The following is a 24,639-nucleotide window of genomic DNA, read 5'->3' on the forward strand; positions in this document are numbered from 1 at the left end:
CTAACCAAAAAACCCTAAACTATCGCCGCGGGCCCCCTCCCCTATTTTTTTTTTGTTTTCCCGTGTCGTCGGGGCGCCACGCTGCGATCTTTTGCTTTTGATCCCTTGAAAAATCGTGCTTTCAAGGTGGTCTAGGATTTTTGCTCTAAAATGACTGCCAGCAATTCTTGAGTCATCAATGTGACTGTAGGGGCCACTTTTGGCTCTAGTCGACCCTTTCCAAAGCTGCTACTCTCGGCGCGCTTTGTGACTTCTCGGCCGCTAAAAAGCCAGATTCACCAACACAAAACACACACCAATAATAATCGCATCAAATGCGGTGCTGAATTCGCGTTGCTGAGGAGTGGGCTTCCATGAACGAAGACTTTTGGAAGGATAAGTACCCCGCTGGTATTGCTGCCGACATCAATCCAGACGAGTACCCGAATATTCAGGCAGTGTTGAAGCAATCCTGCCAACGCTTCGCCGACAAACCGGCATTCAGCAACCTGGGCAAGACAATCACCTACGGTGAACTGTACGAATTGTCCGGTGCTTTTGCTGCTTACCTGCAACAGCATACCGATTTGCAGCCCGGTGATCGAATCGCCGTGCAACTGCCCAACGTGTTGCAGTACCCGGTCGCAGTCTTCGGTGCCATCCGCGCCGGGCTGATCGTGGTCAACACCAACCCGCTGTACACCGCGCGGGAAATGGAACACCAATTCAACGACTCCGGCGCAAAAGCCCTGGTGTGCCTGGCGAACATGGCGCATCTGGCTGAAGCCGTAGTGCCGAAAACCGGCGTCAAACACATCATCGTCACCGAAGTTGCCGACCTGTTGCCGCCGCTCAAGCGCCTGCTGATCAACAGCGTCATCAAGTACGTGAAGAAAATGGTGCCGGCCTATCACCTGCCGAAAGCCGTCAAGTTCAACGACGTGATGAGCAAGGGCCACGGCCAGCCAGTCGCCGAAGCCAATCCGCACAGCGGCGACGTCGCGGTGTTGCAATACACCGGCGGCACCACCGGCGTAGCCAAGGGCGCGATGCTGACCCATCGCAACCTCGTCGCCAACATGCTGCAGTGCAAGGCGCTGATGGGTTCCAACCTGAATGAAGGCTGCGAGATCCTGATCACGCCGCTGCCGCTGTACCACATCTATGCGTTCACCTTTCATTGCATGGCGATGATGCTGATCGGCAACCACAACATCCTGATCAGCAACCCGCGCGACCTGCCGGCGATGGTCAAGGAACTGTCGAAGTGGAAGTTCAGCGGTTTCGTCGGCCTCAACACGCTGTTCGTGGCGCTGTGCAACAACGAAGGCTTCCGCAAGCTGGATTTCTCGGCGCTGAAAGTCACCTTGTCCGGCGGCATGGCCCTGCAACTGGCGGCGGCCGAGCGCTGGAAAGAAGTTACCGGTTGCTCCATCTGCGAAGGCTACGGCATGACCGAAACCAGCCCGGTGGCCACGGTCAACCCGATCCAGCATATCCAGATCGGCACCATCGGCATTCCGGTGCCATCGACCGTGTGCAAGGTCATCGACGATGCCGGTGTCGAACAGCCACTGGGTTCGATCGGCGAACTGTGCGTCAAAGGCCCGCAAGTCATGAAGGGCTACTGGCAGCGTCAGGACGCCACCGACGAAATGCTCGACAGCGAAGGCTGGCTGAAAACCGGCGACATCGCGCTGATTCAGCCGGATGGCTACATGCGCATCGTTGATCGCAAGAAAGACATGATTCTGGTTTCTGGTTTCAACGTCTATCCGAATGAACTGGAAGACGTGTTGGCGACCCTGCCAGGCGTATTGCAGTGCGCAGCCATCGGCATTCCGGATGAAAAATCGGGCGAGTCGATCAAGATTTTCATCGTCGCCAAACCGGGTGTCACGCTGACCAAGGAAACCGTGATGGAGCACATGCGCGCCAATGTCACGGGTTACAAGGTGCCGCGTTCGGTGGAATTCCGCGATGCGCTGCCGACGACCAACGTTGGCAAGATCTTGCGTCGTGAGTTGCGCGATGAAGAGCTGAAGAAGATCAAGGCGAAGAACGCCGCTTAAACAAAGAGCCCCGCAGATGCGGGGCTTTTTTATTCGGCATGAGTTATTTGCTGTTAATTAGAACCAGCCCCTCACCCCAGCCCTCTCCCAATGGGAGAGGGGGAAAGGGAGCCGATCTTCATGCTTCAGATCCTGAGTTCGACTCATAACTTTCAGGTCAATGTCTTAAGGCCAGACACTTCGGTCAGTCCCCTCTCCCTCCGGGAGAGGGCTAGGGTGAGGGGAAACGGCCATCCCCCAATCTCACTGACGAAACGGCGCAAAATTCACGTTAGTCCCCGTCGGCCGCATGTCCTGCAGATACGAATCCTTATCCGCACTCAGCTCCAGACTCAAAGCAGCCTTACGCTTGCCCTCGTTACGAATCACCAGCCCTTCAAGCTTCTCACGCAAAAACACCGTCGGCACTTTCAGGTGCAGCAACTCATTGGTATCCGGCGTGTGCATCAGCAGGTGAATCCACTCGTATTGACCGACCGCCAGACGTGTCACCGGCAAATCGAACCACCAGATATTGCGGTTACGGTTCAGTTCGGCGAAGTGGCAGTTGTTGCTGCCGAGCACGGCGCCGCCCAGTTCCTGGTTGCGACGGGCGATGGCCAGTTTTTTATCGAGTTTCATAACATTCCTGCGGGATCGGTTCCTGGCGCGTGGCGCCCATATGCTGCGCATTCTCGTGGGTTGGCAGGCAAACATAAAGCCCAACCTGCATCGCGCTACGAAATGAGCCGCGAAAAAAAAATGAAACTTGGCGCAAATCTGCCCGGTCAATCATTACGTACTGACTTTTCCACCTAATTGCACCAAGGAGAAACACCATGAGTAGCACAGGCGATAAAGTAAAAGGCATGGCCAACGAAGCAGTCGGCAACGTCAAGCAAGGCGTCGGTAAAGCCACCGACAACGACAAGCTGCAAGTAGAAGGCAAGATCCAAGAGAAAAAAGGCGAAGCCCAGCAAGCTGTCGGCAAAGCCAAAGACGCTATCAAAAAAGGCGTCGACAAGGCCTGATCCGGCCTTGAACGAAACACCGAAGCGGCCATCCAAGGATGGCCGTTTTTGTATGTTGTTCACATACAGTCACGGATCACAGTGTTTCAAAGCTGCCATTTAGGCTACTTTGATCAGAGAAAACGGCCCCTGAGTCGCCACGACTTCAACCTGTTCTGCGGCGAAAGGAGACGCGAATGATTTTTCCAGCCATGAAAGGCTTACCCCTGCACCGGGTGATGGTGCGCACGGTCACGGAATTCATCGACGACGAAATGTCGACCTATGCTTCGGCACTGGCCTACCAGATGCTGTTCTCGCTGTTCCCGTTTATTCTGTTTCTGATTGCCCTGATCGGTTTTCTGCACCTGCCGGACTTCTTCTCCTGGCTGCGCCTGCAATCGGAACTGGTCCTGCCCCCGCAAGCGCTGGAACAGGTCAACCCGGTCATCGATCAGTTGCAGCAGTCCAAGGGTGGCTTGCTCTCGGTGGGTATCGTCATCGCCCTGTACACCGCGTCCGCCGGCGTGCGGCTGATGATGAGCGCGATGAACGCCGCTTATGACGTGGTCGAAGGCCGTCCGGTGTGGAAGCGATTCCCGCTGTCGATCATCTACACCGTTGGTATTGCGGGCATGCTGCTGGCCGCCGCCGCGCTGATGGTGCTCGGGCCGCAGGTGATGGGCTGGATTGCCGGGCAGTTTGGTCTGGAAGAATTCATCGTCACGGTCTGGACCATCGCGCGCTGGCCGGTGATCGTGATTCTGATGATGGTCGCCGTGGCACTCATCTACTACGTGATGCCTGATGTGAAACAGGAATTCCGCTTCATCACCCCCGGCTCGGTGCTGGCGGTGGTGGTGTGGATCATCGCCTCGTTGGGTTTCGCGTTTTACGTCAAGACGTTCGCCAACTACAACGCGATGTACGGCAGTATCGGCGCGATCATCGTGCTGTTGCTGTATTTCTACATTTCCGCCGCAGTGCTGTTGCTCGGTGCGGAAATGAATGCGGTGATCGAACACATGTCCAGCGAGGGCAAGGACCCGGGCGAGAAAGTCCCGGGCGAACTCGACGAACACCCCAAACAACACGTTTCCGGCCTTGGACGCGATCACTCGCTCAAGCCCAACACTGACGAAGCCTGATCATGATCCGTGAAATCCTGAAAATGGGCGATGAACGCCTGCTACGCATCGCCCCACCGGTACCGCCGGAAATGTTCGACAGCCCTGAGCTGTGGCAACTGATCGATGACATGTTCCAGACCATGGAAAGTGTCGGCGGCGTCGGTTTGGCCGCACCGCAGATCGGCGTCGATCTGCAACTGGTGATTTTTGGTTTCGAGCACAGCGAGCGTTACCCGGATGCCGAAGCGGTGCCGCAGACGATCCTGATCAATCCGTTGATTACGCCGCTGAATACGCTGACCGAGGAGGGCTTCGAAGGCTGTCTGTCTGTGCCGGGTCTACGCGGGGCGGTGGATCGTTATCAGCAGATTCGCTACGAAGGCTACGATCCGAAGGTAGAGCCGATTGTGCGCGTGGCCTCGGGGTTCCATGCGCGAGTGGTGCAGCATGAATGCGATCACCTGATCGGGCGGTTGTATCCGTCGCGCATTACCGACTTCAGCAAATTCGGATTTACCGAAGTGCTGTTCCCGGATCTTGATCCAGCTGCGGACGACTGATCAGCCGAGGCGCGGCGCCAGTTCCATCGCAATCATCGGCTTGCTCCGCGCATACCGGCTCAGGCGCTCGGCCATCGCTTGCGGCAATTCGGGATCAAAGCTGAAACCGCGCCGCTCGTAAAAACCGCGCAAGTCCGGATGGCAGAACAACCACACCGGCTCCTCCACACCCGACACTGCAGCGTCAATCAACTGCGCAGCGATGCCTTGCTCACGACACGCCGGATCAACAAACAACCCCGTCAGCCAATGCCCGCCTGAAACCTGCCGCAAACACAGCGCCGCAACGATTTCCTCGCGGCGCGCCACCCATAACTGCGCCTCGCGCACGGCTTTCATCGGCGACTGATGGGCGCGGTAGAACTTGTTCAGCAACGGCCAGGACAGGTCGTCGAGCAGGGCATAGCGAGTATCGGTCATGGGTTCAGACTGTCGGTGCAAAGGTCGGCGATTATAAAACAACGCGCGTCCCGCGATAGGTGTATACCTGAGTTCACATCCCCTGTGAGTGGAGTACGCATCATGTCCAAAGGTATGGATTCAAAGAAAGCCGCGAAGAAAAAACCGGCCAAGACCGCCATCGAGAAGCGCCACGAGAAAAAGGCCAAGAAAGTCGACATCTTCGGTCATTGATCACGCCCATCGGGAGCCCGTTTCTGAGCTCCCTTTATTTCCCGTGTAGCTGACCTGTTTCCAAGCCTGTGCGACCGCCCGGTCAACCAAATCTTCGCTGAACCGTTTCACTTCCGATCTTTGTCCTAAGTCACCCCGATACTGGCCGACTAGTGGCCTTGCGCGCGGCTTTGCGCTGGCTATGCTGACACCTGACTAACTATGTCGACCGCAATACCATGCGCCTCGACAGCCAACCGTTAGCTACTGATCAAAGCTGCCAGAGTGCGCGACCCAAGGCACCGGACACTGAACCAACAAGGAGCATGACTTACATGGAAGTTCTTCTGCATGTTAGGAATGGCCCGCTCGCGGGCTATCAAGAGAAGGATGTCTTGATTAGAGCGTTGCTGCACGGACCCTCCGATTGATCATCAGTTATCACCTGACAACTTCCTCCCGTGGAGGAAGGCGTGTGCCTGTTCTTCGGAACGTAGTGGTAGATCTTGAAAGACCTGAACTTTCATCAAATCAAAAGACCGCGCGGAAGGTGATAGAGACATGTTCAACCTACATCACAAGGCTGACCTGCAGGAAATCGAGCGCTTTAGTTGCGCACTGACCGAGGCCAACGCCAAGTTGGCGGCGATCAGCCGTTCGATGGCAATGATCGAATTCACCCCCGACGGCATCGTGCTGGATGCCAACGACAACTTCTGTAAAACCATGGGCTACAGCGCCGAGGAAGTGCGCGGCGAACACCATCGGATCTTCTGCGAAGAGGTGTTTTATCGCAGCGAAGAATACGCAAAACTCTGGCGTGACCTGGCCCGTGGCGAACCGATCAGCGGGACGTTTCTGCGCCTGAACAAAAGCGGTCGGGAGATCTGGCTCGAAGCCAGTTACATGCCGGTGTACGGCCCGGACAAACAAGTTAAAAGCGTGATCAAAGTCGCCTCCGACATCACCGAGAGGGTCAACAGAGAGCATGAAGAAGAAAGTATGCTCGCGGCGATCGGTCGTTCGATGGCGGTGATCGAGTTCACCCCGGATGGCAATGTCATCACCGCCAACGAAAACTTCATCAAGACCATGCAGTACTCGCTCAGCGAAATCGTCGGGCATCACCACAGTCTGTTTTGTCATCGTGCTGAAGCCGAGTCTGCGCAATACAAGGCGTTTTGGGCTTCACTGAATCGCGGCGAATATCACTCGCATCGTTTTGAACGCAAGAACAAGTCCGGGCAAATGGTGTACCTGGAAGCGTCGTACAACCCGTTGTTCGATGCCAAGGGTCGACTGTACAAAGTGGTCAAGTTCGCCAGCGACATCACTCACCAGATGACCACTTTGCAGAACGCGGCGGAATCGGCCCACAGCACTTCGGTACAAAACGACGCCTGTGCGCAAAAAGGCTCACAGGTCGTGCAGCAAACGGTGCAGATCATTCAGGACATTTCCCGCGACCTCAACGAGGCGGCGCAGAGCATCGATGCGGTGAGCAAACAGTCGGACATCATCGGCACCATCGTCCAGACCATTCGCGGCATTGCCGATCAGACCAACCTGCTGGCACTCAACGCGGCCATCGAAGCGGCGCGCGCCGGTGAGCATGGACGGGGTTTTGCCGTGGTCGCGGATGAAGTGCGCAGTCTGGCTGCGCGTACCAGTCAGGCGACGCTGGAAATTGTCGAAGTGGTGCGCAAGAACCACGATCTGTCACTCAGCGCGGTGTCGAGCATGCAGTCGAGCCTGAGCCGCACCGGGTTGGGTGTGGAACTGGCGAACGAGGCGGGGGAGGTGATTCTGGAGATTCAGCAGGGATCGCGGCATGTGGTGGATGCGATCAGCCAGTTTAATGAGACTTTGAAGATCGAGTAGCGATGTGAGGTTTGCCCCTCAGTGATTGAGGGGCAAATCTGGTTAGCTAAAAGTTAGCCAGTGAGAGAGAAGCTGCCGATTACTTTAGCGGAGTTCGGGTTGTGTCGGTCTTCCGCCACAAACTCAAATGTTCCTCTGGCAAATTGTTTCTCGACGTCTACTTCCAACAAGACGATTGCCCCCCCTTTAACTCTCCCGACCCAAGAGCTAGTCTGCCCATGCGGGTTGTAAAAACCAGCGGTGCTGTAATTTTCCGTGAAGGGATGTGTGCCAAGTTTCAACTCGCCGTGAATATCTATTTGAACACCGCGTCGCCCTTGGGGAGTCTCCACAAAGCCTGAGACGGTCAAACGGTCAGTCTGAATATCAAGGCTATGCTCGGTAGTTGGGATCGTTTCCTCCGGGCCGTCGTTCTCACTCACTTTCACGCCAAACAGGCCAGTCGCTTTTTTTTCCGTGCTCATTTTTTCTTCCTTTTTCACTGGAGTGGGCGTCACAGAAAAACTGTGACTGCAGGCCATGCTGTTCCAGTTTTAAGGAGGAGGACAACTGTCAGAAATTACAGGTGTCTGTCGATTTCTCACGTTATCGGATCAGTGGTAATTGGCTTCGCGTCAAACCGGATCCGGCATCGCCGAGGCCGGCAAACCAAGCACTCGATCAAACAGCCAGTTGAACGCGAACGTGTAGCACGGGATAAACACGATCAGTGCCAGATCCAGTAGAAACGCTTGCACCAGGCTGATGTTCATCCACCACGCGATCAACGGAATCAGGAACACAATCAACGTCAGTTGAAACCCGACCGCGTGGGCAATCCGCCGTTTGACGGTACGCGTGCGCGATACCTGGCGGCTTTCCCACTGCTCGAACAGCGTGGTGTAGATGAAATTCCAGGTCACAGCGATGGTGGTGATGATCACCGCCAGCGGCCCGGTGCTGCCCGGGGAAGTGCCGGACAACAACGCCAGACCGAGGGCGGAGAAGGTCATGCCGATCACTTCATAGAGTGAAACGTAGACCAGTTTGCGTTTGACGCCTTGCATGCGGATTGCCTCTTTCTTGCGACTGATTGGCCAGTGGGGCTGGCGAAGGCGACGAAAGATAGCTTCAATAGGTGTGATAGAAAAAGTCAGCAGCTTTCAGTTTAATTGATAGGTCGAGCAGTGAATTTCAACAGCGACAGCATCGAACTGTTTCTCGCCGTGATCGAACGCGGCTCATTTTCCGCCGCAGCCCGCGCGCTGGGTAAAGTCCCGTCGGCGGTGAGCATGGGGATCGGCAACCTTGAAGCCGAACTCGGTTATCCGCTGTTCGATCGCAGCTCCCGCGAACCGCAACCCACGGCGATGGCGCTGTCGCTGGTGCCACAGGCACGGCTGATTGCCGATCAGCTCAAGCAGTTGCGCGTGCATGCGGTGGAGTTGTCGCTGGGGCTTGAGAGCAAGCTGTCGATTGGCGTGGTCGCGGATATCGACCGTCGACGTTTGCTGGCGGCGATCAAAGTGATTGCCGAACGTCATCCGTTGCTTGAAATCGAAGTGCTGACCGCCCCGCAGGATGATGTGCTGGCGATGCTGCACAGCGGTCGCGTCAGTATCTGCTTGGCATTTGCCGGGTTGAGCGTGAATGTACTCGAGCGTTTTCAGTTCGTTGGCAGCGAACGGATGATCGCCACGCTGGCTGCGGACAGCCCGTTGCTGCAGGGGCAGGATTTGTTTCTCGAGGATTTGCTGCATGTGCGACAGATCTTCGTTGCCAGTCGCGACTTGCCGATCAGTGAAACGCGGCCACTGGTGGCGGAATCGTACTGGCGTACCGACAACCTGGAGACGGCGCTGGAGATGGTTGAAGCTGGGTTGGGCTGGGGTAATTTTCCACTGTCGGTGGTGCAGCCGTGGCTGGATGCGGGGCGCTTGAAACGGCTGAATTTCCGCAACATCGAAAACGGTCTGGTGCTGCCGGTGCACGCGGTGTGGCTCAAGAGCCAACCGTTGCGCAAAGGCGCATTGGCGCTGCTCGAGCTACTCGCTCGCCCTTTGTAGGAGCTGCCGAAGGCTGCGATCTTTTGATCTTGTTTTTGATAGATCAAAGTCAAAAGATCGCAGCCTTCGGCAGCTCCTACATGGGATCAGGTGCTCTCGCGGATTTTCAGTTCGAAGCCCATGTCTTCCACCGGCCGCGCCACGCTGTTGCCGGCCATCAACGTCAACATCTGCTCCGCCGCGCGCCGGCCAATTGCCTCACGCGGGGTGTTGATGCTGCTTAAACGCGGCACCATGTGCTCGGACATCGGCAAGTCGTTGAAGCCGAGAATCGCCACCTGCTCGGGGATCTTGATCCCGTTGCGCAACGCTTCCAGCAATGCGCCTTGCGCCAGGTCGTCGTTGCCGAAGAAGATCGCATCGACATCCGGATGCGCCGCCAGCAGTTGCAGAAACAACTCACCGCCCAATCCCACCGAGGATGAGCGTGGCGTCAGCACTTCCAGATCCGGGTCGTAGCGACCGGCCTTCTGCAAGGCCTTGCGGAATCCCTCGCCACGCAACAACGTGCGCTGATCGAGCTGCGCACCGATGTAGGCCAGACGCTTGCGTCCGCGTGACAGCAAGTGTTCCGCAGCGGTTTCGCCGGCGCTGAGTTGGGAGAAACCCACGCAATTCACTCCGGCGGCGCTGTCCAGTTCCATCATGTACACGCAGGGGATGTTGCTGGCTTCGATCATTCGTCGCGAACTTTCGGTGCGATCAAACCCGGTCAGCAGGAAGCCACGCGGCTGATAGGCCATGTAGTTGCGCAGCAGGTTTTCTTCTTCATCGCGCGAGTAGTGGAAGTTGCCGATCAGCACTTCGAAGCCCTTGGGCGTCAGTACCCGATGAATGGCTTCCAGCGTGTCGATAAACAGCAAGTTGGACAATGAAGGCACCAGCACCACCACAGAATGGCTCTGGGCAGAGGCCAAGGCGCGGGCGGCCGGGTTGACCACATAGTTCAGGTCGAGCGCGGCTTTCTGCACTTTTTCCACCAGTTCGGCGGCGACCGTGCTGACCCCGCGCAAGGCACGCGAGGCGGTAATCGGGCTGACGCCGGCCAGGCGGGCAACTTCATTCAGAGTGGGACGGCCGGTGGTGCGGGTATTTTTATCGTTTTTAGAGGTGGTCATCGGGCGGCTTGCCAAACAAAAATCAAGGCACTAAGGTAGCGCTGTCCTGATGCAGCTGCAAATGCGTGAGCGAGATCCTGCCTGATCCTCGCTTTTTGGCGTCGGGAACAAACCTGCTGCAACCCAAAAAAACGACAAGAAGGCGTCGGCAACTTCTACCGCTGCACTAGAGTCATAGCATGCAAAGGTAGCGCTGTCTGCGCGCTGAGGTGTTTCATGAATCATCCCATCACCGCCCTGGTCATCATGGGCGTTGCCGGTTGCGGCAAGACGTGCGTCAGCGAGGCCTTGTGCCATTTGAGCGGCGCCACTGCCATTGAAGGCGATACTTTCCATCCGGCCGCGAACATCGAAAAGATGAGCGCGGGGATTCCCCTGAACGATCAAGACCGCGCCGGCTGGCTCGACAGCCTGTGCGATGAACTGCGCCGCATCGACGCCACGGGCCAGCGCCCGGTGTTGACCTGTTCCGCACTCAAACACAGTTACCGCGAAGTGTTGCGCAGTGCCTTGCCGGGCCTGGGCTTCGTGTTTCTTGAGCTGACCCCTGAAGTGGCCGCCGAACGTGTGTCGCACCGCCCCGGCCATTTCATGCCTGCAACGCTGATCGAAAGCCAGTTCGCCACCCTCGAATCGCCCAAGGGCGAGCCGTTGACCCTGGCGCTGAATGCTTCAATCCACAGCGTCGAAGAGCTGGCCGAGCAGGCCCACCAGTGGTGGCAGGCCAACGGCTTGCAGCAGCCGGTATGAGAGTGATCACGCAGATAGCGCTGTCCTCACGACTTCTGATTAACCCGCTTTAATAACAACAACAAGCCAGGAGACACCCCCTATGTTTGGCATGTCCCACGACGCGTACCTGCTGCTTGATGCAGTGGTTACGGTGATCGGACTCATCGTCCTGATCACCAAGTTCAAGCTGCATCCGTTCATTGCCCTGACCATTGCCGCTGCATTCCTCGGCCTGACGTCGGGCATGCCGATCGGCACCATCATCAAGGCGTTCCAGGACGGCTTTGGTGGCGTGCTCGGTTTCGTCGGCATCATCCTCGCGCTGGGCACCATGCTCGGCAAAATGATGGCCGAATCCGGCGGTGCCGATCAGATTGCCCAAACGCTGATCCGCGCCTTCGGCAAAGACAAAGTCCAATGGGCGATGATGTTTGCCGCGTTCCTGGTGGGCATTCCGCTGTTCTTCGAAATCGGCTTTGTGTTGCTGATTCCGCTGGTGTTCATCGTTGCGCGCCGCACTGGCGTGTCGATCATCAAGATCGGTATCCCGCTGCTCGCCGGTCTGTCCGCGGTGCACGGTCTGGTGCCGCCGCACCCGGGCCCGCTGCTGGCCATCGGCGTGTTTGGCGCAGACATCGGCAAGACCATTCTGTACGGTTTGATCGTGGCGCTGCCGACTGCGATCATTGCCGGCCCGATCTACGGCACGTTCATCGCCAAGTACATTCCGGGTCATCCGAATCAGGAACTGGTCGATCAACTGGCGCGTGAAAACGATTCTGCCGTGCTGCCAAGCTTCAGCATCACCTTGATTACCGTGCTGCTGCCGGTGTTCCTGATGCTACTGAAAACCTTCGCTGACGTTGCGCTGCCGGACGGGCACTTCTTCCGCATCTGGATGGACATGATCGGTCACCCGATCTCGGCGTTGCTGCTGGCATTGCTGCTGTCGCTGTACACCTTCGGCTACAAGCAGGGCATCGGTTCGAACCAGATGCTCAAATGGCTCGACGCGAGCCTTGCGCCAACCGCAGCGATCATTCTGATCATCGGTGCTGGCGGTGGCTTCAAGCAGATGCTGGTGACCAGCGGCGTCGGTGACGTGATCGGCCACATGGCGGTCAGCGCGCAGATCTCGCCGATCCTGCTGGCGTGGCTGGTGGCGGCGGTAATTCGTATCGCCACCGGTTCGGCGACGGTCGCGACCATCACTGGCGCGGGCATTGTGGTGCCGGTGGTCGGGATGATTCCGGGCGTCAACCGTGAGCTGCTGGTGCTGGCCACTGGTGCAGGTTCGTTGATCCTGTCCCACGTTAACGACGCCGGCTTCTGGCTGGTGAAGCAGTACTTCAACATGACCGTGGCCGAAACCTTCAAGACCTGGACCGCGATGGAAACCATCCTGTCGGTGGTGGCGCTGGGCTTCATTCTGCTGTTGTCGATGTTCGTATAAGTCAGCGATCCGCAGGCACAAAAAAACCGCAGCGATGCGGTTTTTTTGTGGGTGAAATTTGCGGGTTATTTGGTGACTAACCCATCCGCCCGGAACATCCCGCGAATCCCGCGTACGGCCTGACGGATCCGGTCCTGGTTTTCGATCAGCGCGAACCGCACATGATCGTCGCCATATTCACCAAAGCCCACACCCGGCGAGACGCAGACCTTGGCCTCGGCCAGCAGTTTCTTGGCAAACTCCAACGAACCGAGATGCGCGTAAGCCTCGGGAATCTTCGCCCAGACGTACATCGAGGCTTTCGGGTTTTCGACCATCCAGCCCAGTTCATGCAGGCCTTTGACCAGCACGTTACGCCGCTGCCGATACTGCTCGGCGATGTCGAGCACGCATTGCTGATCACCTTCCAGCGCAGCAATTGCCGCCACTTGCAGCGGGGTGAAGGTGCCGTAATCGTGGTAGCTCTTGATCCGTGCCAGGGCGTTAACCAGTTCCGGGTTGCCGACCATGAAACCGATGCGCCAACCGGCCATGTTGTAGCTCTTGGACAGGGTGAAAAACTCCACCGCAATGTCCTTGGCACCCGGCACCTGCATGATCGACGGGGCTTTCCAGCCGTCGTAGACGATGTCGGCATAAGCCAGATCGTGCACCACCAGTACGTCGTACTGCTTGGCGAGGGCGATCACCCTTTCGAAGAAATCCAGCTCTACGCACTGCGCGGTCGGGTTCGACGGGAAGCCGAGAATCATCATCTTCGGCTTCGGAATCGAGCCACGAATCGCTCGTTCCAGTTCAGCGAAGAAATCCACACCCGGCACCAGCGGCACCGAACGCACCTGGGCGCCGGCAATCACTGCGCCGTAGATGTGAATCGGATAACTCGGGTTTGGCACCAGCACCGTGTCGCCCTGATCCAGCGTGGCCAGCATCAAATGCGCCAGGCCTTCCTTGGAGCCAATGGTCACGATGGCCTCGCTTTCCGGGTCGATATCGACCTCGTAGCGCTTTTTGTACCAATTGGAAATCGCCCGGCGCAGGCGCGGAATGCCTTTGGACGTGGAGTAACCGTGGGTGTCGTCGCGCTGAGCGACTTGCACGAGCTTTTCGACAATGTGCGGCGGCGTGGCCCCGTCGGGGTTGCCCATGCTCAAGTCGATGATGTCTTCACCACGACGGCGCGCGGCCATCTTCAGCTCGGCGGTGATGTTGAAAACGTAAGGGGGGAGTCGATCTATGCGCGCAAAGCGGCGCGGCGAACCTTGTTCAGCCATGGGTGCCTCGGATAACGTAAGCGCCCGGAACCGTCCGAGCGACGCTGGTCACTGCGGTGACCTGTTGCGCAAGATAAGGGCAGTGACGGCCGACTGTCCAGCCTGTGCACACACAAATTTGCCCCAAGGAAAACGTTAGATGGAATTCACCAGTGGCTTCTTGTTGAGCCTGTCGCTGTGCCTGGATATCGGCGTGGCCAACATCGCGATGATCACCCTGGCGATGCAGCGCGGTTACTTCCAGGGCTTCGCGCTGGGACTGGGCACCTGCGTCGGCGACCTGATCTACGCGGTATTGGCGCTGGCGGGCATGACCGTTTTGCTGCAATACGAAACCGTGCGCTGGGTGCTGTGGATCGGTGGTTCCGCGTTGTTGATCTACTTCGCGGCGAAGATGATCTACTCGGCGATTCACCACGAAGCCATGCTGGCCGCGACCGCCGAAGTGGGGCAGAACTCGCATCGCAAGGAATTCTTGCGCGGGATTTTTCTCGCCATGTCGTCGCCGAGCGCGATTCTGTGGTTTGCGGCGGTCGGTGGCACGTTGATCGCGCGTTCCGGTGGCGGCGGGCCATTGAGTTCGGCGTTGTTCCTCGGCGGGTTCCTGTGTGCCGGACTGCTGTGGTCGGCCGGGCTATGCTTCGCCGCGAGCCATGGCGGCAAGCTTTTGGGTGACAAGTTGCTGCGCTACTCGTACATGGCATCTGCAGCGATCTTCTGTTATTTCGCGGTATACGTGATCGTATCTGGCTACAACGAGTTCATTGGAGCGGCTGCCGTCGAGCAGTTGCACACGCTCTGACCGTGCGAAGTGGCTTTGGCTTTCTATACTCCCAGCCGAACCCCTCTTTTGTTCCAGGAGTCGAGTCATGGATGAGCAAAAACGCGTCGAAGTGGCTGAACCTCGCTTCGAACATGGACACTTCCTGCTGATTGCAGGCTTGGGTGATCGATTTACTCAGGAAACCGCGCACAAAATTCCGGCACTGTGGGAGAAATTCCTGCCGCATCTGGGAAAAATTCCCGGCCAGAAAGGCGAAGTGACCTACGGTGTCTGCTGCAATTTCGACGGCAAGGGCGGCTTCGATTACATCGCCGGGGTGGAAATCACCAAGCTCGATGAGTTGCCGCAGGACGTGTATCGCTGGATCGAAGTGCTGCCTCGTCAGTACGCGGTGTTTGAGCACAAGGGATCACTCGAACATCTGCCGCAGACCCTGCAGTACATCTACAAAACCTGGCTACCGAAGTCGCACTACGTTGAACTCAACGCCCCGGAACTGGAGCGTTATAGCGCGGATTTCAATCCGACGCTCAAGACCGGCAAGCTGGAAATCTGTGTGCCGGTCGAAACCAGAGGCTGAACATCAGCCGGCAGCGTGAGTTACCCCCTCGCTGCCGGTTTATCAGTGCTTGTCTCTGACACGACGCGCCCGCAACAGGTCGACGCCCAAAGTGATGAAGCCAAAGACGCTGATACCAGCCACCATCAACAGACCAATCTCAAAGCTGCTCATACGCTGTTTCCCCCACGGGTGATCAGAGACAAGCGTCAGCAATAACCTGCCGCGAATCCGAAGAAAAGCGCTTATACACAAGCTTTACGCCGCCAGGGCGGATCGATATGAGCGGCTTATTCCTTTATCCTTTGCCGCTTGTTTTCATTGATTTCGAGCCGCCATGAACACCATCATCCGCAACGTCAGCGCCGCCGACCTCGATCGCTGCTACGCCATCGAAACCCTCGCCTACGAAGGCGATGAAGCGGCCACCCGCGAAAAAATCGCCACGCGCATTGCCACCTGGCCGGACGGTTTCATCGTTGCCGAGGTGGACGGGGAGGTTGCCGGTTTCATCAACTCCGGCGCGGCATTCGACGTGCAAATGTCCGACGAAGCCTTCAAGGAACTGATCGGCCACGACCCGGCCGGGCCGAACGTGGTGATCATGTCGGTGGTGGTGCATCCGGATTATCAGAGGCAGGGCCTGGCCAAGCGTTTGCTGGGTGAATTCATCGAACGCATGCGCGGCCTGGGCAAGGCGACGATCCATCTGATGTGCAAGGAGCAACACATTCCGCTGTATGCCGGATTCGGCTTTGCCTACATCAAACCGTCGGCATCCGACCACGGCGGAATGGCGTGGCACGAGATGATCCTGACCTTGTAAGTCATTACGCAAAACCCTGTGGGAGCTGGCTTGCCAGCGATAGCGGTGGTTCAGTCGACATCAATGTTTGCTGTACCGACGCCATCGCTGGCAAGCCAGCTCCCACAGTGGGCAGTGGTACGTCAGTAGAGGCTGTTTTGCACTCTGGCCGGCGCTTCACGGTCGTAGGTCTCGGCATCGAACTGGCCGTCGTTCAGGCGCTTGTGAAAGGCGCCAGCCGTGGGCAATGCCGAACGCGGCAAATGCGTCTCGGGATTCCATGCATCCGAACGCACAAACGCTTTCGAACAATGGAAAAACGCCGCGTCCACCGTCACCAGCAACACCGTGCGCGCCGGTTTGCCGTTCACTGCAAAGCTCTCCAGCAACGCCGGATCCGCACTGATGGTCGCCGTGCCGTTAACGCGCAACGTCTCGCCAATCCCCGGAATAATGAACAGCAGCGACACGCGCGGATCGTGCAGCACATTGCGCAAGGTATCGATGCGGTTGTTGCCCGGTCTATCCGGCAACGCCAAGGTGCGCGAATCAATGATCTGCACAAATCCGGCCACGTCACCGCGCGGTGAACTGTCGAGGCCATCGGCGCCCACGGAGCTGACGATCACCAGCGGCGAGACGCGGACCATCGCCTGATAGTCCTCGTTGAGAAAACCAATCTGCTTGCGCACCGCCCGCTCGTGGGGCAGTCCGTAAATCGCTTCCAGCGCTTCGATTGAGTCGATCATCGTGCATCCCTCGATGATTTAGAAAAACAGGCCCATGCGCCGCTCGTAACCGATCCGGCCCTTGTACGCTTCGCCGCTGTCGACGTAGCCATGTTTGGCGTACAGCGCGATGGCGGCTTCGTTGTCGGCGTCGACCGACAGTTCCAGGCCTTTGATTTCCGGCCAGGCCTGACGCGCAACCTCTGGCAGCGCCTGCAAACAGGCTTTGCCGTAACCCTTGCCCTGCGCCCGGCGATCGACCTGTAACGCATGCAATGTGGCGCTGTTTTCATCGGCCCACGCCGGTAGCACTGGCGGGCGTTTGAGCAGCAAGAACGCCACCGGCACCTCGTCGGCCAGCAGGGCAAAACCCTTCACGCCGGGCGCAGGTTTAGAGAGCAGTGTGTGCAACGCACCGTGGATGTCGCCGGAGAATTTGATCTGCTCGGCGTGGATTTCAATCGCCTCGACCTGCTGCCGCTGGGTGGCATTCAGGCTGTCGTAAGGCACGAGTCGGGCTGACACGGGAATTTCCTTTTTCCTACAAAGAAGAGCCTTGGATTCTAACCAGTTTGGTTACTTCGGAAATTTTTTGTTGCAGCTGTCGATCCATCGATTCGCCAGACGACTAAGGGTGTCTTCACAACAAAAACCAAGGAGAACCCCTATGAGCGCACAAGCACAGATCCAGACCCTGATCGATACCTACCGCCAAGCCGTGATGGCCAAGGACGTGGAAAAAGTCATGGCCCTGTACGCCGACGACATCGTCTCGTTCGACGCGATCAAGGCCCTGCAATTCAAAGGCAAACCGGCCTATCGCGCGCACTGGCTGGCCTGCATGGAAATGTGCCCCGGCCCGCACATTTTCGAATTTCAGGAAATCGCCATTGAGACAGCGGACAACATCGCGTTTGCGCACTGGGTGGCCAACTGTGGTGGCACCAATGAAAAGGGCGAAACCCAGAGTTGCTGGATGCGCGTCACCGCGTGCTACCGGCAGGAGGGCGCGGCGTGGAAGATTGTTCACGAGCACTGGTCGGCACCGTTCGATCCGATGAGCGGCGCGACCTTGTTCGACGTTACGCCGTAAGCCGCGTCCGTTCGCCAAAGTGTCGATCTGCGGCCATAGTTGATCCGTTCCAGTCGGGAGAAAGCCATGAAATATCTATGTCTGGTGTACAGCGACGAGCACCTGCTGCATTCGCAGCCCGACAGCCCGGAGGATGCGGAATGCTGGGCTTATGCCGAGTCGATTCAGGGCAGCGGCCGCATGATTGCCGCCGAAGCTTTGGAGTCGGTGCAGACCGCCACCACCGTGCGTATGCGCAATGGCAAGTTGTCGATCACCGACGGGCCGTTCGCCGAAACCAAGGAGCAACTGGCGGGGTTCTATCTGATCGATGCGCGCGATCTCAACGAGGCGATTCAGGTCGCGGGGAATATCCCTGCAGCGCGGGTCGGCAGTGTCGAAGTGCGTCCCGTGCGCCAGTTGAACGTCTGACCGATGACCGACGCAGCGATCAAGGCGCGGGTCGAGCAGGTCTATCGCGAAGACTCGCGGCGGATTCTCGCGACCTTGATTCGTCTGCTCGGTGATTTCGATCTGGCCGAAGAGGCCTTGCATGAGGCGTTTTTCATCGCGGTCGAGCGCTGGCAGCGCGACGGCGTGCCGGACAATCCGCGCGCCTGGCTGGTGTCCACCGGGCGTTTCAAAGCCATCGATGTGTTGCGCCGTCGCGCGCGGTTCAAGGCTTCGCAACCGCTGTTGCTGGCGCAACTTGAGGAACTGGAGCTGACCGACTGGAGCAATGAAGATGTGGAAGACGATCGCCTGCGGCTGATTTTCACCTGCTGCCACCCGGCGCTGGCGGCGGACGCGCAGGTGCCACTGACTTTGCGTGAAGTCTGCGACCTCACCACCGAAGAAATCGCCCGCGCGTTTCTCTCGGCACCGGCGGCGATTGCCCAGCGCATTGTGCGCGCCAAAGCGAAAATCCGTGACGCAAAAATCCCCTATCAAGTGCCGAGCCTGAGCGAATTGCCCGAGCGCCTCGACAGTGTTTTGCGGGTGGTTTATCTGGTGTTCAACGAAGGATATTCGGCATCGATGGGCGCGCAGGTCACCCGTGAAGACCTGACGCGTGAGGCGATTCGGCTGGGGCGCTTGTTGATGGAATTGTTGCCGGAGCCGGAGGTGATGGGGTTGCTGGCGTTGATGCTGTTGCACGAGTCGCGGCGGCCGGCGCGCTCATCGGCCGAAGGTGAACTGGTGCTATTGGATGATCAGGATCGGCGGTTGTGGGATGGCGCCATGATTGCTGAAGGTTGCGCGCTGGTGGAGCGGTCGCTGAGCACCCGGCGGTTTGGCCCGTATTGCCTGCAAGCGGCGATTGCCGCAGTGCATGCCGAAGCGGCGACGGCGGGGGAGACGGATTGGGAGCAGATTGTCGGGCTGTATGACGTGTTGTTGCGGGCGGTGCCTTCGCCGGTGATCGAGTTGAATCGGGCGGTGGCAGTGGCCAAGCGTGATGGGGCGTTGGCCGGGTTGGTGTTGATTGAGGCGATTCTTGAGCGCAGAGAATTGCAGGATTACCACTTGGCGCATTCAGCGCGAGCGGAGTTTTGTCGGCAGTTGGGTCGGGTGGAGGAGGCGCGGGCGGCGTATCTGCGGGCGTTGGAGCTGACGCGGCAAGAGCCGGAGCGGCGGTTCATCGAGGCGCGGCTGCAAGCGTTGAGCTGATCTGAATGGTGCGCTGACAATACTGGCCTCTTCGCGGGCAAGCCCGCTCCCACAGTATCCGCGTCGTACAGAATATTTTTGAACACTGCAAAAAACTGTGGGAGCGGGCTTGCCCGCGAAGGGGCCCGAAAGACCGGTATATTTATTCCAGCATCTTGCTCAGCAACCAACTCCCCGCCGGCCCCGGCGGATACAGCCGCGACCACAGCGCATCGACAAACACCGGTTTCGGCCAGCCGCGCACTTTCAATTCCACCAGCAAGCCATTGCCGAAACGCCCCACCAGCCAGCGGGGCAACGGTGCCCAGCCGAAACCTTTTTCGGCCATTTCCAGCAGCATCAGATAACTCGGCGCCGACCACACCCGGCCTTTGCCGCGACTGTCATACGGATTGACGATGGTCGCCAGGCGCAATTCGCGATGCTGCGCCAGTTCTGCCTGATCGATGTGTTCGAGCTTAGCCAACGGATGGTCAAGGCCGACGAATAAGCCGATTTCAGTGTTCTCGGCAACTGTCGAGGTCTCCAGATCCGGCGGGTAGCTGTCGCGCATCTCGGCAAATCCCATGTGCGCGCGGCCACGCTGCACCAGTTCGATCATGTCGTCGCACTCGGCGATCAGGCATTCCAGCTCCAGATCCGGGTAACGCTGCTCGAAGCCGACCAAGGCTGCTTCGAATCGATCCGACTGATAAGTGTCGGAAATCACCACCGTCAGCTTCGGCTCGACGCCCTGTGCCAATTGCCGCGCAGTCATTTCCAGGCGATTGGTCGCCGCCAGAATCGCCTCGGCGCGTTGCAGCATGACGTGCCCTTCAGGCGTGAGCGTCGGCTTACGGCTGCTGCGATCAAAGAGGATCAGATCCAGATCAATCTCCAGACTTGCCACCGCCGCACTGATGGTCGACTGACTGCGCCCCAATTTTCGCGCCGCCGCCGAAAACGAGCCTTGCGTGGCCGCTTGCACGAACGCCAGCAACACTTCCTGAGATGCCATGAACTATCGCCTTGATCGATGGTTATTGGTTATGAAGTATCGGGACAAGGCTGGATCATGGCAACCATCTTCACTCAAGGAGTCAGGCCATGACTGCCAACAAATCCATCACTGAACGTATTTTCCAGGCCATCGGTTTCGAGCTGCTGGCGATCCTGATCTGTACGCCGTTGCTGGCATGGATCATGGACAAACCGCTGCTCGACATGGGCCTGGTCACGTTGCTGATCGCCGCATTGGCGTTGGCGTGGAACGTGGTGTTTAACGGCTTTTTCGACCGCGCGTTGAAACGCATGAACGTCGAACACAACGCCTGGGTGCGGGTGGTGCATGCGCTGCTGTTCGAAGGCGGGTTGATCGTGATGGGCGTGCCGCTGATCGCGTGGTGGCTGTCGGTCAGTGTGTGGCAAGCGTTCTTGCTCGATATTGGCGTGCTGCTGTTTTTCCTGCCGTACACCTACGTTTACCACTGGGGTTATGACGTGGTGCGTGCGCGGTTGGTGACTGCTCGCACTGCCTGATTGTTAAACACCAATTTGTGGCGAGGGAGCAAGCTCCCTCGCCACAATGATTGTGCAACTGTCTTGCAATCAGAGAAACATCCCGCCCGACGCTTCGACTCGCTGCCCATTGATCCACTGTGCTCCCGGTGACAGCAACAGCGCCAGCGCTCCGCCAATGTCATCCGGCTGACCGGCACGGCCCAGCGCGGTATTGCTGGCAACCATCGCGTTAATCGCCGAATTATCGCGCACCGCGCCGCCACCGAAATCAGTCTCGATGGCGCCAGGTGCCAGGATATTCACCGAAATCTGCCGCGCTCCAAGCTCTTTCGCCTGATAACGGGTCAGCACTTCCATCGCGCCTTTCATCGCGGCGTAAGCGCCGTAGCCTGGCAGGCTGAAGCGGGTCAGGCCGCTGGAGATGTTGATGATCCGCCCGCCGTCGTTGATCAACGGCAGCAACTGTTGAGTCAGAAAAAACGGCCCTTTGAGCTGGATGTTCATCAGCAGATCAAACTGCTCGACCGTGGTTTCAGCGAAGCTGGCATGTACGCCGATTCCGGCGTTGTTGATCAAAAAATCGAACCGTTCACGATTCAACTGCTGCAACGCTTGCTCAACCCGAACGCCGAACTCTGCAAAACCCTCACTTCGGCTCACGTCCAGCTGCAGCATCACAGCTTGGCCGCCGAGTTTTTCCACTTCTGCCACCAGCGCCTGAGCTTCATCAGCGCGGCTGTTGTAAGTGCCGATGATGTCCACACCTTGCGCGGCGAGGTGCAGTGCTGCGTTCTTGCCCAAGCCACGGCTGGCGCCAGTGATCAATGCGATTTTGCGGTTCATGTGTCGGCCTCGATTGCGGTGAGTGATGATGTGGCCCAGTTTATTTATCCGCTATGGGGTGATAAACAGACTGAAAGCGGAATCACTGGTCGGATTGGCCGAACAATCAACGAGCGCAAAATGAACAAACTGGAACTGCTGCGCACCTTCGCGCGGGTCAGCGAATTGTCGAGTTTCACCCTTGCCGGTGAGAGCCTCGGACTGCCGCGCTCGACTGTCTCCGAGCATGTGCAGGCGCTGGAAATCTTGCTCGGCACGCGCCTGCTGCAACGCACTACGCGCAAAGTGCAGGCGACTCAGGACGGCCTGGTGTTGTACGAGCGCAGCAAGGATCTGCTTTCGCACATGGACGAGATCGAAGGCCTGTTTCGTCAGGACGCCGCCTCGCTGAGTGGGCGTATCCGCATCGACATGCCGAACATCCTCGCCCGCCGCGTGGTGATGCCGCAGCTGCCGCAGTTCATGGATCGTCATCCGCAACTGGAACTGGAAATCAGCAGCACCGACCGCCGGGTGGATTTGCTCAGTGAGGGCTTCGATTGCGTGGTGCGGGTCGGCGCGCAACCGGATCAGTCGGTGGTCGCGCGGCATCTGTGCGACTTCAGCATGATCAACTGCGCCAGCCCGGCGTATCTGGCGCGTTATGGTGTGCCGCAGACGCTGGAAGACCTAGCACAGCATCGGCTGGTGCATTACGTCGGCGTGCTCGGTTCGCGCTCGGAAGGGTTTGTGTATGAAGAGCACGGCCAGATTCGCCACGTGCCGATGGCCGGCAGTGTGACGGTCAACAGCACCGACGCCTACGAGTCGGCAGCGTTGGGTGGTTTTGGTCTGGTGCAGATTCCGCATACCGGAATGAATGGCTATCTGCAGAGCGGCGAACTGGTGGCAGTTTTACCGCAGTTCAACGCCCCGGCGATGGGCGTTTCACTGCTATATGCACGGCAACGGCATTTGCCGTTGCGCGTGCGGGTGTTCATGGATTGGCTGGGGGAGGTGGTCAGAAGATTTGGGTGAACAACCAATACAGGCTGCCGGAAAGCAGGATTGCCGCAGGCAGCGTCAGCACCCACGCCATCAGCAGATTGCGGATGGTCCTCATCTGCAAACCGCCGCCATTGGCGACCATCGTGCCCGCCACGCCGGATGACAACACGTGCGTGGTCGACACCGGCAAACCGAACATGTCAGCGGCGCCAATCGTCAGCATCGCTACGGTTTCTGCCGAGGCACCCTGGGCGTAAGTCAGGTGGGTCTTGCCGATTTTTTCACCGACCGTCACCACGATGCGTTTCCAGCCGACCATGGTGCCCAGCCCCAGCGCGATGGCCACGGCGATCTTCACCCACAGCGGAATGAAGCGTGTGGCGTTGTCGATCTGTTGCTTGAACAGTTGCAGCTTGCCGCTGGTGTCGGCGTCGAAGTTGCCGACCTTGTTCTTGTCCATCAGGCGAATGGTTTCGCTGGCCAGGTACATATCGTTGCGCACGTTGCCCATGGCTTCGGCCGGGACTTTTGCCAGCGAACCGTAGCCTTTGACTTCTTCGCCAATGTGCCCGGTGAGCGCGGCGAGGGCCGGGATCAATTGGGCGGTGGCTTCCTTGGTGCGCATGTAATCCGAGAGCACCGGGCGCGGATCAGCCGGTGCTGGCAGCGGGGTGTTTTTCACCAGTGCCTGCTGAGTGACTTGCGCCACCGCCGCAAATTGCAGTGATTGCTCTTCGGGCATGGTGCGGTTCAAGGCATAGGCCATTGGCAGGGTGCCGACCAGAATCAGCATGATCAGACCCATGCCTTTCTGCCCGTCGTTGGAACCGTGCGCGAACGACACGCCGGTGCAGGTCAAAATCAACAGACCACGAATCCACCACGGCGGCGGCGTGTTGCCTTCAGGCGCCTTGTACAGCGCACGATTCTTGACGAACGCGCGCAGCGCCAGCAGCAACAACGCGGCAAAACCGAAACCCACCAGTGGCGACAGCAACAACGCGTAACCGATCTTGGTCGCCTGTGCCCAATCGACGCCGCTGGTGCCGTCCCGCCCGTGCATCAAGGCATTCGCCACGCCGACGCCGATGATCGAACCGATCAGCGTGTGCGAAGACGAGGCCGGCAGGCCCAGCCACCAGGTGCCGAGGTTCCACAGAATCGCGGCGATCAGCAGTGCGAAGATCATCGCGAAGCCGGCGGACGAACCGACTTGCAGTATCAACTCCACCGGCAGCAACGCGATGATGCCGAACGCCACCGCGCCGCTCGACAGCAGCACCCCGAGGAAATTGAAGAACCCCGACCAGACCACTGCAACATTCGGCGGCAGCGAGTGGGTGTAGATCACCGTGGCCACAGCGTTGGCGGTGTCGTGGAAACCGTTGACGAACTCAAAACCCAGCGCGATCAACAGCGCCACGCCGAGCAGCAGGAAAGGCGTCCAGGTGGTGACCTGCGTGCCCAGTTCATGCATGTCGTGCATCAGGCTGTAGGCGGTGAACAGCATCCCCATCGCCAGCACTGCGAAAAAAATCACGTAGGTGAACGGACTGGTTTTCTTGTCGAGCGCTGGCCTGCTGCTGGGGGCGGACGCTTGGCTGGCGGAGAGCGATGGAGTAGCCATGGGCGGACAATCCTGAGCGGAGAAAGGAATGTCGCCCATGATCGTTGCAAAATGTTACAGAGAGGCTGCGATGGATCAGGGTTTGGTGGATTAACCCCACCACTGATCTGGCGGCGCAAAGATCCCCTGTGGCGAGGGAGCTTGCTCCCGTTCGGCTGCGCAGCAGTCGTAATGCGGCAGATTACATTCTGTCTGATAAATCGCGGTGATTGGTTTTG

At 58.3% G+C, this 24,639-nt stretch carries 26 protein-coding genes and 2 pseudogenes; 17 read left to right on the plus strand and 11 right to left on the minus strand.

From position 1 onward, the window contains the following. Nucleotides 1–353: 353 nt before the first annotated feature. On the plus strand, nt 354–2,051 hold the full coding sequence (gene fadD1 / locus ACP7EE_RS05530) for a long-chain-fatty-acid--CoA ligase FadD1 (protein ID WP_426206224.1): 1,698 nt from the start codon (nt 354–356) through the stop codon (nt 2,049–2,051). 243 nt (nt 2,052–2,294) lie between these two features. Here the strand turns inward: fadD1 and ACP7EE_RS05535 are convergent, their stop codons facing one another. Then, a complete protein-coding gene (locus tag ACP7EE_RS05535) occupies nt 2,295–2,672 on the minus strand; it encodes a hypothetical protein (protein ID WP_426233849.1) in 378 nt (125 codons plus the stop codon). Between the two features lie 197 nt (nt 2,673–2,869). Here ACP7EE_RS05535 and ACP7EE_RS05540 point away from each other — a divergent pair, with 197 nt between their 5' ends. From ACP7EE_RS05540 to def, 3 genes are all read left to right on the plus strand, one after another. After that, nucleotides 2,870–3,061, plus strand: coding sequence for a CsbD family protein (locus ACP7EE_RS05540; protein ID WP_420646360.1), 192 nt, complete (start codon nt 2,870–2,872; stop codon nt 3,059–3,061). Nucleotides 3,062–3,237: 176 nt separating this feature from the next. After that, nucleotides 3,238–4,188, plus strand: coding sequence for a YihY/virulence factor BrkB family protein (locus ACP7EE_RS05545; protein ID WP_426206872.1), 951 nt, complete (start codon nt 3,238–3,240; stop codon nt 4,186–4,188). Nucleotides 4,189–4,190: 2 nt separating this feature from the next. Then, nucleotides 4,191–4,730, plus strand: coding sequence for a peptide deformylase (gene def / locus ACP7EE_RS05550; protein WP_426233850.1), 540 nt, complete (start codon nt 4,191–4,193; stop codon nt 4,728–4,730). On the opposite strand, the gene ACP7EE_RS05555 is transcribed toward def, so the two are convergent. Next, nucleotides 4,731–5,150, minus strand: a complete 420-nt coding sequence (locus ACP7EE_RS05555; protein ID WP_426233851.1) for a GNAT family N-acetyltransferase — start codon at nt 5,148–5,150, stop codon at nt 4,731–4,733. A gap of 753 nt (nt 5,151–5,903) precedes the next feature. Between ACP7EE_RS05555 and ACP7EE_RS05560 the strand changes: the two are divergent. Both ACP7EE_RS05560 and ACP7EE_RS05565 read left to right on the plus strand, forming a co-directional pair. Continuing rightward, nucleotides 5,904–6,680: pseudogene (locus ACP7EE_RS05560) on the plus strand (PAS domain-containing protein); the annotation flags it as partial. A gap of 120 nt (nt 6,681–6,800) precedes the next feature. Next, a pseudogene (locus tag ACP7EE_RS05565) lies at nt 6,801–7,223 on the plus strand (methyl-accepting chemotaxis protein); the annotation flags it as partial. Between the two features lie 53 nt (nt 7,224–7,276). Here ACP7EE_RS05565 and ACP7EE_RS05570 read toward each other — a convergent pair. Next, nucleotides 7,277–7,687, minus strand: a complete 411-nt coding sequence (locus ACP7EE_RS05570; RefSeq protein ID WP_426233852.1) for a hypothetical protein — start codon at nt 7,685–7,687, stop codon at nt 7,277–7,279. A gap of 150 nt (nt 7,688–7,837) precedes the next feature. Then, on the minus strand, nt 7,838–8,269 hold the full coding sequence (locus tag ACP7EE_RS05575) for a PACE efflux transporter (RefSeq protein WP_426233853.1): 432 nt from the start codon (nt 8,267–8,269) through the stop codon (nt 7,838–7,840). Nucleotides 8,270–8,389: 120 nt separating this feature from the next. Here ACP7EE_RS05575 and ACP7EE_RS05580 point away from each other — a divergent pair, with 120 nt between their 5' ends. Beyond that, the gene (locus ACP7EE_RS05580) at nt 8,390–9,268 is read left to right on the plus strand and encodes a LysR family transcriptional regulator (protein ID WP_426233854.1); all 879 of its coding nucleotides are present in this window, start codon (nt 8,390–8,392) and stop codon (nt 9,266–9,268) included. Nucleotides 9,269–9,354: 86 nt separating this feature from the next. On the opposite strand, the gene ACP7EE_RS05585 is transcribed toward ACP7EE_RS05580, so the two are convergent. Beyond that, nucleotides 9,355–10,386, minus strand: a complete 1,032-nt coding sequence (locus ACP7EE_RS05585) for a LacI family DNA-binding transcriptional regulator (protein WP_426233855.1) — start codon at nt 10,384–10,386, stop codon at nt 9,355–9,357. Nucleotides 10,387–10,602: 216 nt separating this feature from the next. On the opposite strand from ACP7EE_RS05585, the gene ACP7EE_RS05590 reads away from it, so the two are divergent. Together ACP7EE_RS05590 and ACP7EE_RS05595 are read left to right on the plus strand one after the other, a co-directional pair. Continuing rightward, nucleotides 10,603–11,136, plus strand: coding sequence for a gluconokinase (locus tag ACP7EE_RS05590; protein ID WP_426206879.1), 534 nt, complete (start codon nt 10,603–10,605; stop codon nt 11,134–11,136). An 82-nt stretch (nt 11,137–11,218) separates the two neighbouring features. Then, the gene (locus ACP7EE_RS05595; RefSeq protein WP_420646368.1) at nt 11,219–12,571 is read left to right on the plus strand and encodes a GntP family permease; all 1,353 of its coding nucleotides are present in this window, start codon (nt 11,219–11,221) and stop codon (nt 12,569–12,571) included. Nucleotides 12,572–12,636: 65 nt separating this feature from the next. On the opposite strand, the gene alaC is transcribed toward ACP7EE_RS05595, so the two are convergent. After that, nucleotides 12,637–13,845, minus strand: coding sequence for an alanine transaminase (gene alaC / locus ACP7EE_RS05600; protein WP_426233856.1), 1,209 nt, complete (start codon nt 13,843–13,845; stop codon nt 12,637–12,639). A gap of 139 nt (nt 13,846–13,984) precedes the next feature. On the opposite strand from alaC, the gene ACP7EE_RS05605 reads away from it, so the two are divergent. The 3 genes from ACP7EE_RS05605 to ACP7EE_RS05615 all read left to right on the plus strand — a co-directional run bounded on the left by ACP7EE_RS05605 (nt 13,985) and on the right by ACP7EE_RS05615 (nt 16,014). Next, nucleotides 13,985–14,647, plus strand: a complete 663-nt coding sequence (locus tag ACP7EE_RS05605; RefSeq protein WP_426233857.1) for a LysE family translocator — start codon at nt 13,985–13,987, stop codon at nt 14,645–14,647. Between the two features lie 67 nt (nt 14,648–14,714). After that, nucleotides 14,715–15,209, plus strand: coding sequence for a GyrI-like domain-containing protein (locus ACP7EE_RS05610; protein ID WP_426233858.1), 495 nt, complete (start codon nt 14,715–14,717; stop codon nt 15,207–15,209). Between the two features lie 316 nt (nt 15,210–15,525). Continuing rightward, nucleotides 15,526–16,014 (plus strand): GNAT family N-acetyltransferase, encoded by a 489-nt coding sequence (locus ACP7EE_RS05615; RefSeq protein ID WP_426233859.1) that lies wholly within the window; start codon nt 15,526–15,528, stop codon nt 16,012–16,014. 122 nt (nt 16,015–16,136) lie between these two features. Here the strand turns inward: ACP7EE_RS05615 and ACP7EE_RS05620 are convergent, their stop codons facing one another. Beyond that, nucleotides 16,137–16,742, minus strand: a complete 606-nt coding sequence (locus ACP7EE_RS05620; RefSeq protein WP_426233860.1) for a pyridoxamine 5'-phosphate oxidase family protein — start codon at nt 16,740–16,742, stop codon at nt 16,137–16,139. Between the two features lie 18 nt (nt 16,743–16,760). Further along, on the minus strand, nt 16,761–17,246 hold the full coding sequence (locus ACP7EE_RS05625; protein ID WP_426233861.1) for a GNAT family N-acetyltransferase: 486 nt from the start codon (nt 17,244–17,246) through the stop codon (nt 16,761–16,763). Nucleotides 17,247–17,388: 142 nt separating this feature from the next. On the opposite strand from ACP7EE_RS05625, the gene ACP7EE_RS05630 reads away from it, so the two are divergent. The 3 genes from ACP7EE_RS05630 (at nt 17,389) to ACP7EE_RS05640 (ending at nt 19,464) form a co-directional block, all read left to right on the plus strand. Next, a complete protein-coding gene (locus tag ACP7EE_RS05630; protein ID WP_426233862.1) occupies nt 17,389–17,814 on the plus strand; it encodes a YybH family protein in 426 nt (141 codons plus the stop codon). Between the two features lie 66 nt (nt 17,815–17,880). Then, nucleotides 17,881–18,225: a YciI family protein gene (locus tag ACP7EE_RS05635; RefSeq protein ID WP_426233863.1), complete on the plus strand. Its 345-nt coding sequence runs from the start codon at nt 17,881–17,883 to the stop codon at nt 18,223–18,225. Nucleotides 18,226–18,228: 3 nt separating this feature from the next. Continuing rightward, on the plus strand, nt 18,229–19,464 hold the full coding sequence (locus ACP7EE_RS05640) for an RNA polymerase sigma factor (RefSeq protein WP_426233864.1): 1,236 nt from the start codon (nt 18,229–18,231) through the stop codon (nt 19,462–19,464). A gap of 142 nt (nt 19,465–19,606) precedes the next feature. On the opposite strand, the gene ACP7EE_RS05645 is transcribed toward ACP7EE_RS05640, so the two are convergent. Continuing rightward, entirely contained in the window at nt 19,607–20,461 is an 855-nt protein-coding gene (locus tag ACP7EE_RS05645) for a LysR family transcriptional regulator (protein WP_420646379.1), read from the minus strand. A gap of 89 nt (nt 20,462–20,550) precedes the next feature. On the opposite strand from ACP7EE_RS05645, the gene ACP7EE_RS05650 reads away from it, so the two are divergent. Further along, nucleotides 20,551–20,982, plus strand: a complete 432-nt coding sequence (locus ACP7EE_RS05650; RefSeq protein WP_426233865.1) for a multidrug/biocide efflux PACE transporter — start codon at nt 20,551–20,553, stop codon at nt 20,980–20,982. 69 nt (nt 20,983–21,051) lie between these two features. Here ACP7EE_RS05650 and ACP7EE_RS05655 read toward each other — a convergent pair whose 3' ends face one another. Continuing rightward, nucleotides 21,052–21,807, minus strand: a complete 756-nt coding sequence (locus ACP7EE_RS05655) for an SDR family NAD(P)-dependent oxidoreductase (protein ID WP_426233866.1) — start codon at nt 21,805–21,807, stop codon at nt 21,052–21,054. 120 nt (nt 21,808–21,927) lie between these two features. Between ACP7EE_RS05655 and ACP7EE_RS05660 the strand changes: the two genes are divergently transcribed. Beyond that, the gene (locus tag ACP7EE_RS05660; protein ID WP_426233867.1) at nt 21,928–22,824 is read left to right on the plus strand and encodes a LysR family transcriptional regulator; all 897 of its coding nucleotides are present in this window, start codon (nt 21,928–21,930) and stop codon (nt 22,822–22,824) included. Here the strand turns inward: ACP7EE_RS05660 and ACP7EE_RS05665 are convergent. Further along, nucleotides 22,808–24,421: an inorganic phosphate transporter gene (locus ACP7EE_RS05665; protein WP_426233868.1), complete on the minus strand. Its 1,614-nt coding sequence runs from the start codon at nt 24,419–24,421 to the stop codon at nt 22,808–22,810. The genes ACP7EE_RS05660 and ACP7EE_RS05665 overlap by 17 nt on opposite strands. Nucleotides 24,422–24,639 lie beyond the last annotated feature (218 nt).

It is taken from the genome of Pseudomonas sp. TWP3-2 (genome assembly GCF_049897765.1).
Lineage (GTDB): Bacteria > Pseudomonadota > Gammaproteobacteria > Pseudomonadales > Pseudomonadaceae > Aquipseudomonas.